The sequence below is a fragment of the Mycobacterium sp. NTMscope_Eco_3 genome, from assembly GCF_976985685.1.
This window is the reverse complement of sequence record NZ_CDRJYZ010000001.1, coordinates 3,067,502-3,081,320: the sequence shown is the minus strand read 5'-3', so window position 1 is coordinate 3,081,320 and position 13,819 is coordinate 3,067,502. Positions and strand designations below refer to the sequence as shown.

10 protein-coding genes are annotated in these 13,819 nt (G+C 69.8%); 4 read left to right on the top strand and 6 right to left on the bottom strand.

All coding sequences use genetic code 11. From position 1 onward, the window contains the following. The first annotated feature begins 74 nt into the window (after window positions 1–74). Genes AC0KTM_RS14090 through AC0KTM_RS14080 form a run of 3 tightly spaced genes read left to right on the top strand, consistent with a single transcriptional unit; the run spans window position 75 to window position 2,764 of the window. A complete protein-coding gene (locus tag AC0KTM_RS14090) occupies window positions 75–512 on the top strand; it encodes a nitroreductase family deazaflavin-dependent oxidoreductase (RefSeq protein ID WP_472415888.1) in 438 nt (145 codons plus the stop codon). 38 nt (window positions 513–550) lie between these two features. After that, complete coding sequence (gene ilvA, locus AC0KTM_RS14085) at window positions 551–1,843, top strand: threonine ammonia-lyase (RefSeq protein WP_238956187.1); 1,293 nt, start codon at window positions 551–553, stop codon at window positions 1,841–1,843. A 15-nt stretch (window positions 1,844–1,858) separates the two neighbouring features. Continuing rightward, entirely contained in the window at window positions 1,859–2,764 is a 906-nt protein-coding gene (locus tag AC0KTM_RS14080) for a phosphatase PAP2 family protein (protein ID WP_472415887.1), read from the top strand. Between the two features lies 1 nt (window position 2,765). Here AC0KTM_RS14080 and AC0KTM_RS14075 read toward each other — a convergent pair whose 3' ends face one another. Next, the gene (locus tag AC0KTM_RS14075; protein WP_472415885.1) at window positions 2,766–3,437 is read right to left on the bottom strand and encodes a pyridoxamine 5'-phosphate oxidase family protein; all 672 of its coding nucleotides are present in this window, start codon (window positions 3,435–3,437) and stop codon (window positions 2,766–2,768) included. 40 nt (window positions 3,438–3,477) lie between these two features. On the opposite strand from AC0KTM_RS14075, the gene AC0KTM_RS14070 reads away from it, so the two are divergent. After that, on the top strand, window positions 3,478–4,806 hold the full coding sequence (locus AC0KTM_RS14070) for an aminotransferase class I/II-fold pyridoxal phosphate-dependent enzyme (RefSeq protein WP_472415883.1): 1,329 nt from the start codon (window positions 3,478–3,480) through the stop codon (window positions 4,804–4,806). A gap of 9 nt (window positions 4,807–4,815) precedes the next feature. Here AC0KTM_RS14070 and AC0KTM_RS14065 read toward each other — a convergent pair whose 3' ends face one another. The 5 genes from AC0KTM_RS14065 to AC0KTM_RS14045 are packed head-to-tail and all read right to left on the bottom strand — an operon-like array spanning window position 4,816 to window position 13,516. Further along, entirely contained in the window at window positions 4,816–4,980 is a 165-nt protein-coding gene (locus AC0KTM_RS14065) for a hypothetical protein (protein ID WP_472415881.1), read from the bottom strand. Window positions 4,981–5,017: 37 nt separating this feature from the next. After that, window positions 5,018–6,769 carry a malto-oligosyltrehalose trehalohydrolase gene (treZ, locus tag AC0KTM_RS14060; protein WP_472415879.1) on the bottom strand — a complete coding sequence of 584 codons (1,752 nt, stop codon included), beginning with the start codon at window positions 6,767–6,769 and terminating at the stop codon, window positions 5,018–5,020. Then, window positions 6,762–9,083: a malto-oligosyltrehalose synthase gene (treY, locus tag AC0KTM_RS14055; RefSeq protein ID WP_472415877.1), complete on the bottom strand. Its 2,322-nt coding sequence runs from the start codon at window positions 9,081–9,083 to the stop codon at window positions 6,762–6,764. The genes treZ and treY overlap by 8 nt, the downstream gene beginning before the upstream one ends. Before the next feature lie 3 nt (window positions 9,084–9,086). Next, window positions 9,087–11,282: a glycogen debranching protein GlgX gene (glgX, locus tag AC0KTM_RS14050; protein ID WP_472415875.1), complete on the bottom strand. Its 2,196-nt coding sequence runs from the start codon at window positions 11,280–11,282 to the stop codon at window positions 9,087–9,089. 59 nt (window positions 11,283–11,341) lie between these two features. Next, window positions 11,342–13,516 (bottom strand): acyltransferase family protein, encoded by a 2,175-nt coding sequence (locus AC0KTM_RS14045; RefSeq protein WP_225329693.1) that lies wholly within the window; start codon window positions 13,514–13,516, stop codon window positions 11,342–11,344. Window positions 13,517–13,819: the final 303 nt, after the last annotated feature.

Below are 13,819 nucleotides of genomic sequence, written 5' to 3'. Positions count from 1 at the left end.
CCACCGCGCGGCGCTCCCGCCGGCGCGACCGATGTGGCAAAGGCGCCCCGCGCGCCGCGCTTAAACTTGGTCACATGCCGCTTTCCGGAGAGTACGAGCCGTCGCCCTGGGATTGGTCCCGCGAGCAAGCCGACAAGTACGCCGAGTCGGGGGGAGCCGAGGCCGCCGACATGAAGGGCAAGCCGATCATCCTGCTGACCACGGTCGGCGCCAAGACCGGCAAACTCCGCAAGACACCCCTGATGCGGGTCGAGCACGACGGCCAGTACGCCGTCGTCGCCTCGCTCGGCGGGGCGCCGAAAAACCCGGTCTGGTACCACAACATCAAGAAGAACCCCCGGGTGGAGTTGCAGGATGGCTCGGTCACCCGCGACTACGACGCCCGGGAGGTCTTCGGCGACGAGAAGGCCACATGGTGGGAGCGGGCCGTCGAGGCCTGGCCGGACTACGCCGAGTATCAGACCAAGACCGACCGCCAGATCCCGGTGTTCGTGCTGACCCCGGTCGGCTGAATTCCGGAGTTGGCCAGCTGGCATGGCACCATTAATCAGTGTCCGCTGAATTGAGCCGTCCCCCGAGCGTCGCGTCGTCGCGTCTCGTTTCCGGGGCTGACATCGACACCGCGGCCAAGCGGATCGCGGCCGTCGTGACGCCGACCCCGTTGCAGTTCAGCGACCGGTTGTCGGCCATCACCGGCGCGCAGGTCTATCTCAAGCGCGAGGACCTGCAGATCGTCCGGTCCTACAAGCTGCGCGGCGCCTACAACCTGCTGGTCCAGTTGTCGGAGACGGAGCTGGCCGCGGGTGTGGTGTGCTCGTCGGCGGGCAACCACGCCCAGGGCTTCGCCTACGCGTGCCGGATGTTGCAGGTGCACGGCCGCGTCTACGTGCCCGCCAAGACGCCCATGCAAAAGCGCGACCGGATCCGCTACCACGGCGGGGAGTTCATCGACCTGATCGTCGGCGGCACGACCTACGACCTTGCCGCCGAAGCCGCGCTGGCCGACGTGGAAAGCACCGGCGCCACCTTGGTACCGCCGTATGACGACCTGCGCACCATCGCGGGCCAAGGCACCATCGCCGTCGAACTGCTCGATCAACTCGAGACCGAGCCGGATCTGGTGGTGGTCCCGGTGGGCGGCGGCGGCTGCATCGCCGGCATCACCAGCTACCTCGCCGAGCGGACCGAGAACACGTCGGTGCTCGGCGTCGAGCCGGCCGGTGCCGCGGCGATGATGGCCGCCCTGTCCGCGGGCGAGCCGGTGACGCTCGACCACGTCGACCAGTTCGTCGACGGCGCCGCGGTGCGGCGGGCCGGAGACCTGACCTACGCCGCGCTGGCGGCCGCCGGCGACATGGTGTCGATCACCGCGGTCGACGAGGGGGCGGTGTGCACCGCGATGCTCGACCTCTACCAGAACGAGGGCATCATCGCCGAACCCGCGGGCGCGCTGTCGGTGACGGGATTGCTGGACGCCGATATCGAGCCCGGGTCGACGGTGGTGTGCCTGATCTCCGGCGGCAACAACGACGTCTCGCGCTACGGCGAAGTGCTGGAGCGCTCGCTGGTCCACCTCGGCCTCAAGCACTACTTTTTGGTCGACTTCCCCCAGGAGCCCGGCGCGCTGCGCCGGTTCCTCGACGAGGTACTCGGACCCAACGACGACATCACGCTCTTCGAGTACGTCAAGCGCAACAACCGGGAGACCGGCGAGGCGCTGGTTGGCATCCAGCTGGGATCGTCGGCCGACCTGGACGGCCTGCTGTCCCGGATGCGCGCGACGGAGTTGCACGTCGAAACCCTGAAACCCGGGTCGCCCGCCTACCGCTACCTGCTGCTCTAACCGGGGCCGCGATAGATGCACGAGCCGTACGGACCGGGTGCCTCCGGTTTCGGGCTGGTCAGCGCCGCCACCATCGTTTCGCTCGTGCTGCTGCTGTGGGCGGCCATCTGGGTCGCCCGGCGCGGACGCCTGTTGCGACGGTGGTGGGACCGGGTCTCGGGCGCCGCCGTGATCGGCGAGACGTTGGCGTGGGCGCGCGACCGGATCGGCGACAGGGGGCGGGCACTGGCCCGCCGGTTGCCCGTGAGCGAGATCGCCGGCGTCGCCTTGCTGCTCGGGCTGGCCGTCGTCGTGATGCTGGCGGTCGGCTTCACCGAAGTGCTCGACGACGTGCTCGAGGGCGACGGCATCGCGGTGATCGACCACCCGGTGACCCGGTGGCTCGCGGTCCACCGTGACCTGTGGCTGACCACCGTGCTGCGGGTGATCACTCACGCGGGTGGCCCGCTTTTCCTGGCTGCGCTCGCGCTCCCGATTTCCCTCGTCGCCGGGTGGCGGTGTCGGTCGTGGCGGCCGGTGGTGCTCGCGCTGGTGTGTGGCGCCGGGGTGCCGCTGGTGCTCTTCACAGCCAAGGCGTTGGTGGGGCGAAACCGCCCGCCCCTGCCTTTCGCCCTCGTCGACGCGGACGGGTATTCGTTTCCCTCCGGACACGCGACCGGCACCGCCGCGATGATGGTCATCTCCGCGTGGCTGCTGACCCGCTGGCTGGTCCGCGGGTGGACCGGGCGCGTGGCGGTGTGGGCGATCGCGATCGGGTCGGTGTTTTGGATCGGGTTCTCGCGGGTGTATCTGGGTGTCCACTACGTCAGCGACGTGCTCTCGGGCTGGATGCTGGGCCTGGCCTGGGCGGGCGCCGTGATGCTCGTCGGGACCTGGTGGGACAACGCCCGGCGGGCACGCGACCGGCAATCGGCGGCGTGAGTCAGCGTCGCCGCCCGCCCAGGTAGGACGGCGCCGGAGTGCCGGGAGCGAGGTCGTCGGCCGGCACCGGCGTCCCGGCAGCCAGGCTCAGCGGTACCACCCCGGCCCAGTGGGGCAGCGGAAGGTCCCGCGGATCGTCGACCGGGGGGCCGCTGCGCACCTTGGCCGACACCTCGACGAGGTCGAGCGCGAGCACCCCGGTCGCGGCGAGCTCGCGCGCGTCGGGGGCCCGGCAGTCGGCGGCGCGCCCGGGCGCGATGTGATCGAGCAGGCAGCCGAGCGCCCGCGACTTCTCCGCCGGGTCGTCGACCACGCGCGCATCGCCCACCACCACCACCGAGCGGAAGTTCACCGAGTGGTGCATCGCGGAGCGCGCCAGCACCAGCCCGTCGACCAAAGTGGCGGTGACGCACACGGGTAGGCCGGCGCCCGATGCCCCGGCCGCCTTCGCCGCGAGCAACGGGCCGCCGCCGGTCGAACCGTGCAGGTAGAGCGTCTCATCGAGTCGGGCATGCGTGGTCGGCAAGACCACCGGGCGGCCGGCGCTCAGGTAGCCCAGGTGGCAGATCAGCGCCTCGTCGAGGATGTCGTGGACGGTGCGACGGTCGTAGCGGGCGCGCTCCCGATAGCGGGTCGGGGTGGTGCGTGGCGTGGGTGAGTATGCGGTTTCCACGGAATTGCCCTCACATTTGTTCTAGTACATAATCAATTGCGTGCCAGTACAAAACAGCATAACCGGAAGCGGCGCGGATGCCATAGCCGCCAGCATCGAAGCGGCGATCTCGGCAGGGTCCCTGGCGCCGGGCGACGCTCTGCCCCCGGTCCGCGAGCTGGCCACGCAGCTCGGCGTGAACGCCAACACCGCCGCCGCGGCCTACCGCCTGCTGCGCGATCGTGGGGCGGTCGAGACCGCCGGCCGCCGGGGCACCCGGGTGCGACACCGGCCGGCGACCACCCCGCGTTCGCTGCTCGGGCTCGACGTGCCCAGGGGCGTGCGCGACCTGTCGACCGGCAACCCGAACCCAGCCCTGTTGCCCATCGCGGGCGCCGCCCCTTCCGCACCGTCGCCCGCGGCGCCGGTGCTCTACGGCGAGCCGGCCATCGCGCCGGCGCTCGAGGAGTTCGCCCGCCGCGCGCTGTCCGCGGACGGGGTGCCCGCCGAGCACCTGGCGGTGACCAGCGGCGCGCTGGATGGCATCGAACGCGCACTCACCGCGCATCTGCGTCCCGGCGATCGGGTCGCCATCGAGGACCCGGGGTGGGCCAACCTGCTCGATCTCCTTGCCGCCCTGGGGCTTTCGGCCGAGCCGGTGCGGGTGGACGACGACGGGCCGCTGGCCGCCGACCTGGCCCGGGCGCTGGGGCGCGGGGTGCGCGCGCTGGTGCTGACCGTCCGCGCGCAGAACCCGACCGGCGCCGCGCTGTCGGCGGATCGGGCCGAGAGCCTGCGTCAGGTGTTGGCCCCACGGGCCGACGAGCTGCTGCTGGTCGAGGACGATCACTGCGCGGGCATCGCCGGCGTACCGCTGCATGCCCTGGCCGGCTGCACCACCCACTGGGCGTTCGTCCGCTCGGCGTCCAAGGCCTACGGCCCCGACCTGCGCGTGGCCGTCCTGGCCGGTGACCGCCGGACCATCGAGCGCGTGCATGGCCGCCTGCGGCTCGGGCCGGGCTGGGTGAGCCACCTTTTGCAGCGGCTGGCCGTGGGCCTGTGGTCCGACGACGCGGCGTCCGAGCTGGTCGCGGGCGCGGAGCGGCGCTACGCCGACCGCCGGTCGCGGCTGTGCGACGCCCTGGCCGAGCGCGGTCTGGACGCGCACGGACGTTCCGGGCTCAACGTGTGGGTTCCGGTTCCCGACGAGGCGGTCGCGATCTCGCGGCTGCTCGGCGCGGGCTGGGCGGCGGCGCCCGGCGCCCGGTTCCGCATGCAGTCGCCGGCGGGCATCCGGCTCACGATCTCGGACCTGGCGCCCGAGGAGATCGATCCACTCGCCGACGCGATCGCCCAGGCCGTGCGTCCGACCGGCCGGTCAAGCGTGTAGCCGGCCGGGTCAGGCGCAGTCGTCGTCGCCAGGCCCGGGGCCGGTCCACAACAGCTCGATGGTGGGGTTGGGCGGCGTATCGCGGCGCACGGTGCGCCGAGCGTGGGTGCCGCGACGGGCCGGATTGTGCGAGCAAATCCGCCGCAGCTTGTGACCGAATTCAGAATGACTCATGGCCGCATCATCGGGGGCGACGCCGCGCGGCCGCCACTCAGTTATCCACAGCCCCGTCGGGCACCGCGAAGATGACGAACGAATGGCCTTGCAGCACAGCGCCGTCGGCTTCGACGGCCGGCTCCTCCCAGGCCAGCACGACGTCGCCGCCGACCGGAACCCGCACCGACTCGACGCCCAGGTTGCACACGATGCGCAACCGCCCGCGCGACACGGCGATCCAGCCGTGGTCCTGGTCGTAGTCGACCGTGAGGTGCTCCAGCCAGGGGTCGGCCAGGTCCGGGTCGGTGCGCCGCAACGCGATCAGGTCGCGATACAGCCCGCGCAGCCGGGCGTGCTCGCCCGTGTCGACCTCGTCCCAGTTCAGCTTGGAGCGCGCGAACGTCTCGGGGTCCTGCGGGTCGGGGATCTCGTCGGCGTCCCAGCCGTGCTCGGCGAACTCGGCCTTGCGTCCTTCGGCGGTCGCCCGGGCCAGCTCCGGTTCGGGATGGGAGCTGAAGAACTGGAACGGGGTGGAGGCCGCGTATTCCTCGCCCATAAAAAGCATTGCGGTGTACGGGGTCCCGAGTGCCAGGGCGGCCTTGATGGCCAGCTGGCCGCCGGTCAGGTTCTGCGAGGGGCGATCCCCCAGGGCGCGGTTGCCGACCTGGTCGTGGGTGCAGGTGTAGGCGACCAGCCGGGTGGCCGGGATGCCGGACTTCTGGGTCGTGTCCAGCGGACGGCCATGGCGGCGACGCCGGAACGACGAATACGTCGCGGCGTGAAAGAAACCGTGGCGCAGCGTCTGCGCCAGGGTGGCCAGGCTGCCGAAGTCGCCGTAGTAGCCCTGGCGCTCGCCGGACACCGCGGTGTGAATCGCGTGGTGAATGTCGTCGGCCCATTGCGCCGTCAGGCCGTAGCCGCCGCGATCGCGCGGGGTGATCAGACGCGGGTCGTTGAGGTCACTCTCGGCGATCAGCGACAGGGGACGCCCCAACTGCTGTGCCAGCCAATCGGTTTCGGTGGCAAGCTCCTCGAGGATATGGATGGCGGTGGTGTCCACCAGCGCGTGGACGGCGTCCAGCCGCAGGCCGTCGGCGTGAAAATCTCGCATCCAGCGCAGCGCGCAACCGATGATGTAGCGGCGGACCTCGTCGGAGTCGGCGTCGGCGATGTTGATGCCCTCACCCCACGGGTTGCTCGCCGAGGACAGATATGGCCCGAACCGCGGCAGGTAGTTGCCCGAGGGGCCCAGGTGGTTGAACACCGCGTCGATCAGCACGCCTAAACCCTTCGCGTGGCAGGCGTCGACGAAGCGCACCAGGGCGTCGGGGCCGCCGTACGGCTCGTGCACGCTGTACCACAGCACCCCGTCGTAACCCCAACCATGGCTGCCCGCAAAGGAATTCACCGGCATCAGCTCGACGAAGTCGACGCCGAGATCCACCAGATAGTCCAGCTTCTCGACGGCGGCGTCGAGGGTCCCCGGCCCGGTGAACGTGCCCAGGTGTAGCTCGTAGATCACCGCGCCTTCGACCGACCGGCCGGCCCACCCGGTGTCGGTCCACGCCGCGGCGGCCGGATCCCACAGCTGCGAGCGGGCGTGCACGCCCTCGGGCTGGCGCGGGGAGCGCGGGTCGGGCAGCACGGTGGGGTCGTCGTCGAGCAGGTATCCGTAGCGGGCATCCGGCGCGGCGTCCACGCTCGCATGCCACCAGCCGTCCGCGGAGCGCGTCATCGCGTGCACCCGGCCGTCGACGTCGAGCCGAACCACCTCGGGCTTGGGCGCCCAGACCTGGAAATCAGTCATGGTGTCGCTCCAGCAGCACGACCGGCAGCTCGGCGAACAGTTGGGCCGCCGAGGTAGGCCCGTCCGCGACGGCCCCGGTGAGCGTGTCCTTCCAGGTGCCCTCCGGCAGCGGCAACACGGTGTTGCCCCAGCCGGTTTCGGCCAGTCGCACGGTCCAGCGGGTCACCGCGACCACGATGTCTCCGCCATTTGAGCCCCGGCGGAAGGCCAGCACGTGATCGCCGGCGTCGCCGTTGGCCAGCACCGGCTCGTAGCCACCGTGCAGGAAGCTGTCGGGGTGGGCGCGGCGCACGCGAAGCGCGGTGGTGACGACCCGGATCTTCGGGTGCTGCAACGCCTGCAGGGCGGCGCGCCGGGCCGCGTAATCGACGGGGCGGCGATTGTCCGGATCGACCAGGCTGTCGTCCCACAGCTCGGTGCCCTGGTAGACGTCCGGTATCCCGGGCACGGTCAGCGCCAGCAGCTTCTGCCCCAGCGCGTCGCTGGCGGCGTGCGGATTGAGTTGCGCGACAAGCTCGGTCAGCTGGCCGGCCACGGGGCCGTCGAGCACCGTGTCCAGCCAGCGGTGTATCGCGTCCTCGAAGGCGGTGTCCGGGTCGTTCCACGAGGTGTGCCAGGCCGCCTCGCGGATGGCCTTCTCCGCGTAGCCGTGCAGCCGGCCACGAAGCTCTTCGGTGGCCTTTCCCTTTTCGGGACCGCCCACCGGCCACACGCCGAAGATGTTCTGCCACAGGAACTGTCCGGTCGCGGGGTCGGGGGAGGGGGCGTGGTTCTCCCACCGGGCGACGAACTCGGCCCACAGCGACGGCACCTGGGACAGCACCCCGATCCGGGCGCGCACGTCCTCACCGCGTTTGGTGTCATGGGTGGTCAGCGTCGTCATGGTCTGCGGCCACAACCGCGCGCGGGTGGCGGCGCTGTGGTGAAACTCCGCCGCGCCGACCCCGAAGCGGTGCGGCTCGCCGCCCACCTCGTTCAGCGAAACCAGCCGGGCGTCGCGGTAGAACAGGCAGTCCTCGACCGACTTGGCGGTGACGGCCCCGCACAGCTGCTGCAGCCGGGTGGCCGGCTCACCACCGCGGGCCAGCGCCGCGGCCAGCACCTGCAGGGCCGGCCCCAATTCCGGTGCAGCCGCTTCGGTTTCGGCCAGGGCGGTGGGCAGCAGCGCGACCAGTCCGGGGTAGTCGCTGCGGTAGACCCCGAGGTGGGTGAGCAGCGCGGCCACCGCCTGGGGCAGCAGCGGGTGATCGACGCCGGCGGCGGCCACGATGCTGCGGCGCAGCCGGCCCAGTTCGCTGGCCAATGTGTCGGTGGCCGAACGGATCTTGAGGTCGGCGAGCATGTCCGGCAACGCGTCATAGTCCACGCCGGAGGACTCCACCAGGGCGGTCAGCGCCGGGGCGCCCTGCGGATCCAGGAAGACGCCGCCGATTTCGCGCAGCACGTCGTAACCCGTGGTGCCGCCGACCGGCAGCGTGGGCTCGAGGGCCTCGTCGACGGCCAGGATCTTTTCGATCACGATCCAGGCCTGCGGGCCGACCAACGCGCGCAACCACGCCAGGTATCCGCACGGATCGGACAGACCGTCGGGGTGATCGATGCGCACCCCGTCGACGAGCCCCTCGGCGAACCAGCGACCGACTTCGGCGTGGGTGGCGTCGAAGACCGCGCGGTCTTCCTGGCGCAGCCCCGCCAGCGAGGTGATCGAGAAGAACCGGCGGTAGCCGCACACGCCGTTGCGCCAGCCCACCAGCCGGTAGTGCTGGCGATCGTGCACCTCGGGGCCGGTGCCCCCGGCGGTGCCGGGCGCGATCGGTAGCGCGAGATCGCCGAGCCGCAACAGGTCCCCGTCGACGGTCAGGTCGGCGGCGTCGTCGTCGGAGCCCAGCACCGGCAGAACGATGCGGCCGTCCTGGTCGAGGTCCCAGTCGATGTCGAAAAACGTTGCGTAGGGCGAAGAACGGCCGTTCTGCAGGACGTCCCACCACCACGGGTTCTGCCGGGGCTGGTCGATTCCGACGTGGTTGGGCACGATGTCGACGACCAGGCCGAGGCCACGCGCGCGGGCCGCCGCCGACAGCCGGGCCAGGCCGTCACGGCCGCCCAGCTCGGGGGACACGGTCGTGGGGTCGGTGACGTCGTAGCCGTGGCTCGACCCGGTGGTCGCGGTCATGATCGGGGACAGGTACAGGTGCGTCACCCCGAGGTCGTCGAGGTAGTCCAGCAGGTTTTCCGCGTCGGCGAAGGTGAACGCGGACCCGCTCGATTCACCACGCAGCTGCAGCCGATAGGTGGAAAGGATGGGTAAATCCATGCGTCACAGCGTCTTACGCAAGATGAGCAGCGAGCGTGAGGGCAGCGACACCTTCTCTTGGGCGGTCACCACGTGGTCGGCCCCCTCTTTGAGGCCCGTCGGTTCGTTGGTGTCCAGTTCCACGGTCCACTCTTTCGCGTAGTCGTCGGGGGGCATCGAGAACTCCACCGGATCCTCGCCGGCGTTGAAGCACAACAGGAATGAGTCATCGATCACCCGCTCCCCGCGGGCGTTCGGAGCGGTGATGGCGTCACCGTTGAGAAAGACGGCCACGCACTTGTGAAAACTCTCGCCCCAGTCCTCGCGCGTCATCTCGCGGCTACTCGGATTCAGCCAGGCGATGTCGCGCACCTCGTCGCCGCTTCGGATCGGTTCGCCCTCGAAGAACCGGCGCCGGCGGAACACCGGATGGTGCTTGCGCAAGGCGCTCACCCTGCGTGCGAATGTTAGCAGGTCGGAATTCTTGTCGACCAAAGACCAGTCCATCCAAGAGATTTCGGAATCCTGGCAGTACACGTTGTTGTTGCCGTTCTGGGTGCGGCCGAACTCGTCGCCGTGGGCGATCATCGGCGTGCCCTGGCTGACCATCAGCGTCGCCCAGAAGTTGCGCATCTGGCGGTAGCGCAGCTCGGTGATGTCGGGATCGTCGGTGGGGCCTTCGACGCCGCAGTTCCACGAGCGGTTGTGGCTTTCCCCGTCCCGGTTGTCCTCCCCGTTGGCCATGTTGTGTTTTTCGTTGTAGGACACCAGGTCGTTGAGCGTGAAGCCGTCGTGTGCGGTGACGAAGTTGATGCTGGCGCTGGGGCGCCGGCCGGTCGCCTCGTACAGGTCCGACGACCCGGTCAGCCGGGAGGCGAACTCACCCAGGGTTGCGGGCTCGCCCCGCCAGTAATCGCGCACAGTATCGCGATACTTCCCGTTCCACTCGGTCCACAAACCCGGGAAGTTTCCGACTTGGTAGCCGCCCTCGCCGACATCCCACGGCTCGGCGATCAGTTTGACCTGGCTGACGATCGGATCCTGCTGCACCAGATCGAAGAACGCGCTCAACCGGTCGACGTCGTGCAGTTCGCGGGCCAGGGTGGCGGCCAGGTCGAAGCGGAAGCCGTCGACGTGCATCTCGGACACCCAGTAGCGCAGCGAGTCCATGATCAGTTGCAGCACGTGCGGGTGGCGCGGGTTGAGGCTGTTGCCGGTGCCGGTGTAGTCCTTGTACAGCCGCAGGTCGTTGTCGACGAGCCGGTAGTACGCGGCGTTGTCGATGCCGCGGAAGTTGATGGTCGGGCCCAGGTGGTTGCCCTCGGCGGTGTGGTTGTAGACCACGTCGAGGATCACCTCGATGCCCGCCTCGTGGAAGCTGCGCACCATGGACTTGAACTCGGCGACGCTGGAGTTGCGGTTGGCGGCGTATTGGTTGTGCGGGGCGAAGAACCCGAAGGTGTTGTAGCCCCAGTAGTTTCGCAATCCGAGGTCCAGCAGTCGCGAGTCGTGCATGAACTGGTGGACCGGCATCAGCTCGATGGCGGTGACGCTGAGCGACTTGAGATGGTCGATGATCGCCGGGTGGGCCAGGCCGGCGTAGGTGCCCCGCAGCTCCTCGGGGACGCTGGGGTGGTTCTGGGTCATGCCCTTGACATGCGCCTCGTAGATGACGGTTTCGTGGTACGGGGTCAGCGGGGCGCGGTCGGATCCCCAGTCGAAGAAGGGGTTGCTGACCACGCTGGTCATGGTGTGGCCCAGCGAGTCGACCATGGGGGGAGTTCCCGGGTCGGCCCCGTCGGCGTCGTCGCCGTCGACGGCCTTCATGTCGTAGGAGAACAGCGCCTGGCCGAACGTGAAATCGCCGTGAAAGGCCTTGCCGTACGGGTCGAGCAACAACTTGCTGGGGTCGCAGCGGTGACCGGCCGCCGGGTCGAAGGGGCCGTAGACGCGAAACCCGTAGCGCTGGCCCGGGTTGATGTTCGGCAGATAGGCGTGCCAGACGTATCCGTCCACCTCCTCCAAGGGAATTCGCGACTCGCCGCCCCCGTGGTCGATCAGGCACAGTTCGACCTTCTCGGCGATTTCGGAGAACAGGGAGAAGTTGGTCCCGGCGCCGTCGTAGGACGCCCCGAGCGGATACGGGTTTCCCGGCCAGACGGTGGCGAGTTTGGGTTGTTGGTGACCGCCTGGTTCTGAAGCGGAATTGTTGGTGGACACGTTTCGACCTTATCCGCGCCGCGGGGTGCTCACGAACGTACGGCTGTCCGCGAGGCGGCTCACCACCACCCGGTGTTGTCGGCGATCTGGCGGCCCAGTTCCGGCGCCATGGTCCGCATGTACGTGGGGGACAGGTGATGGGCGCCGTGATAGACGAGGATGTTGCCCTCGACGGGTCGGCAGACGTCGGCGCGGCAGATCGCATCCGACATGTCGAGCACCTTGAGCAGCGGGAACTGGGTGACGAAGTCGAGGGTCTGATTGCGGTCGGAGAGCAAATCGGACCGCTTGATCGCGCAGGACTGCGCGGTGGCGCCCCGTTTGGCCAGGCAGTCCGCCGGGTCGAACGGCTGGCCGTTCTTCACCAGCCACGGGGTGTCGCGCATCCCGAGGATGGGAATGTTGTTGTCGGACAACGTTTGCCAGATCCCGACATAGGTGGCCGGCATCACGTCGCCGGACTTGATGTTCCACGGCCGGGTCGTCGTGGTGAACACGTAGTCGGGCCGGTCGGTGACCAGCTTGGTCATCGTCTCCTGCACCCACTCGCGGCACTGTGGGTAGGGGGCGTTGTTGCCCATGATCAGCGGGACCTGCTCGGTCGACAGCGGGCAGCCCATCTTGAGGTAGGTCACGACCTTGAAGTGATGCAGCTTGCCCAGCATGTCCAGCGCGGGCAGCCAGTGCTCGGCGTGCGAACCGCCCGCCAGCGCGATCGTGCGCTCGGCGGTCGCATCGCCGTAGGTGCAGTTGACCACCGCCGGGTTGACGAAGTCGCTGATGCACCCGTCCTTGGTCGAGGCGGGCAGGTCCTGTTTGACCTCCAAGACCGTGGGCCGCATCGGCAACGCCGGCACGCGCACGTGTTCGGTCAGGGCCCGCGCGCCGGGATAGTCCTGCGGGTTGAGGACGCTGAGCTCCTTGCCCGCCGACCGCAACACCGTGACGTGCTGGCGCCACGTGAACGACGTCGCCGTCAGCGTCACGCCCAGCAGCACGACCGCCGATCCCAGCACCAGCGTCGGCCGCCGGACGCGGGCCAGCCAGCGGGTCGTCGTCACGGCCGGACGGGGCGCCGGTTTCGAGGACGCGCGGTAGCGCAGCGGGTCCTCGACGAGCCGGTTGGTCAGATACGCCAGCACCCCGGACACCAGCAGCAACACCGCGCCCTCGAGGAACGTGGCGTGCTTGTGGCCGCTGTAGGACAGCCAGAAGATCAGCAGCGGCCAATGCCAGAGGTAGAGCGAATACGCCATGGCGCCCAGCTCGACCAGCGGGCGCGTCGCCAGCAGCCGGTTGGGCAGCGGCAACCGGCCCTCGCCCGTCACGCCGGCCCCGACGAGGATCAGCAGCATGGCGGCGCCGACGGGCACCAGGGCCCACGGGCCCGGGAACTCCCGCACGCCGTCGATCAGCGCCCCGCACGACAGCACCGCGCCCAGCGCGACCGTGGCCAGCACCGTGCGCAACCACATGGGCCAGCGGATGCGGGTCACCAGCGCTCCAACCAGGGCGCCCAGCAGCAACTCCCAGCCGCGGGCGAAGCTGTCGTAATAGGCGGCCGTCTGGTTCTCCTGGTGCGCGACGATCGCGTAGACGAACGAGGCCACCGTCAGCGCGCTCAGCACCACCAGGAACAGGGTCCGCAACCGGGCGCCGGGCGCGCGCCGGAACAGGTAGGCCAGGCCGGCGATCAGTACCAGGAAGCTGACGTAGAACTGGCCCTGCACCGACATCGACCAGATGTGCTGCAGGGGGCTGACGGCCTCGCCCGCCCGCAGGTAGTCGGACGCGGTGTTGGCCAACTCCCAGTTCTGGTAGTAGCCGAGGCTGGCGAGGCTTTGGTCGGCGAAGGTCTCCCAGCGGGTTTCCGGCTGAACCAGGATGGTGAGCACCGCGCATCCGGCCAGCACGACGACGAGGGCCGGAACCAGGCGACGCACGAGCCGGATCACCTCGGCCACCGGCGACAAGGTCACCGCCGGGTTCAATGCGGCGCGAATCACCTTGCCGCCGAAGAAGAATCCGGACAGCGCCAGGAACACGTCGACGCCGCCGGAGACCCGGCCGAACCAGACGTGGAAGACGGCCACCAGCGCGATCGCGATGCCGCGCAAGCCGTCGAGGTCGTGGCGATAGAACCCCTGCGATCCCCACGATCCCGCCGTGCGCGCCCCCTCAGCGCCCGGATCGGTGGCGGCGACCGGTGCGGAAGAACGTGTCGGGGTCTGCATGATCGATCGCTAATTTACCCAAAACCCGCCACCCGTTCCCGACCGCGCGCGGCGGGGGAGCAGGTGGCGGGCGCCCGAAGGCAGCGAACGACCGTGGGAATTACCGGGTCAGACCGGCGCCGGCCGGCTGCAACGGGGCCTGCTGGGCGGGCAACTGCTGTACGGGTGCCTGCTGCAGCGGCGCCTGCTGCGCCGGTGCGAGCTGCAGCGGGGCGCGCTGGGTGGGCACCTGCTGGGCCGGCGCCTGTTGCGTCGGGACCTGCTGCAGCGGGGCCTGTTGGGTCGGCGCCTGCTGGAGCGGGG

Excerpts from the sequence above, each read along its gene's own strand:
- AC0KTM_RS14065 (WP_472415881.1), bottom strand. The coding sequence starts at position 4,980 with ATGAGTCATTCTGAATTCGGTCACAAGCTGCGGCGGATTTGCTCGCAC.
- AC0KTM_RS14090 (WP_472415888.1), top strand. The coding sequence starts at position 75 with ATGCCGCTTTCCGGAGAGTACGAGCCGTCGCCCTGGGATTGGTCCCGC.
- AC0KTM_RS14045 (WP_225329693.1), bottom strand. The coding sequence starts at position 13,516 with ATGCAGACCCCGACACGTTCTTCCGCACCGGTCGCCGCCACCGATCCG.
- treY (WP_472415877.1), bottom strand. The coding sequence starts at position 9,083 with ATGGATTTACCCATCCTTTCCACCTATCGGCTGCAGCTGCGTGGTGAA.
- AC0KTM_RS14080 (WP_472415887.1), top strand. The coding sequence starts at position 1,859 with ATGCACGAGCCGTACGGACCGGGTGCCTCCGGTTTCGGGCTGGTCAGC.
- treZ (WP_472415879.1), bottom strand. The coding sequence starts at position 6,769 with ATGACTGATTTCCAGGTCTGGGCGCCCAAGCCCGAGGTGGTTCGGCTC.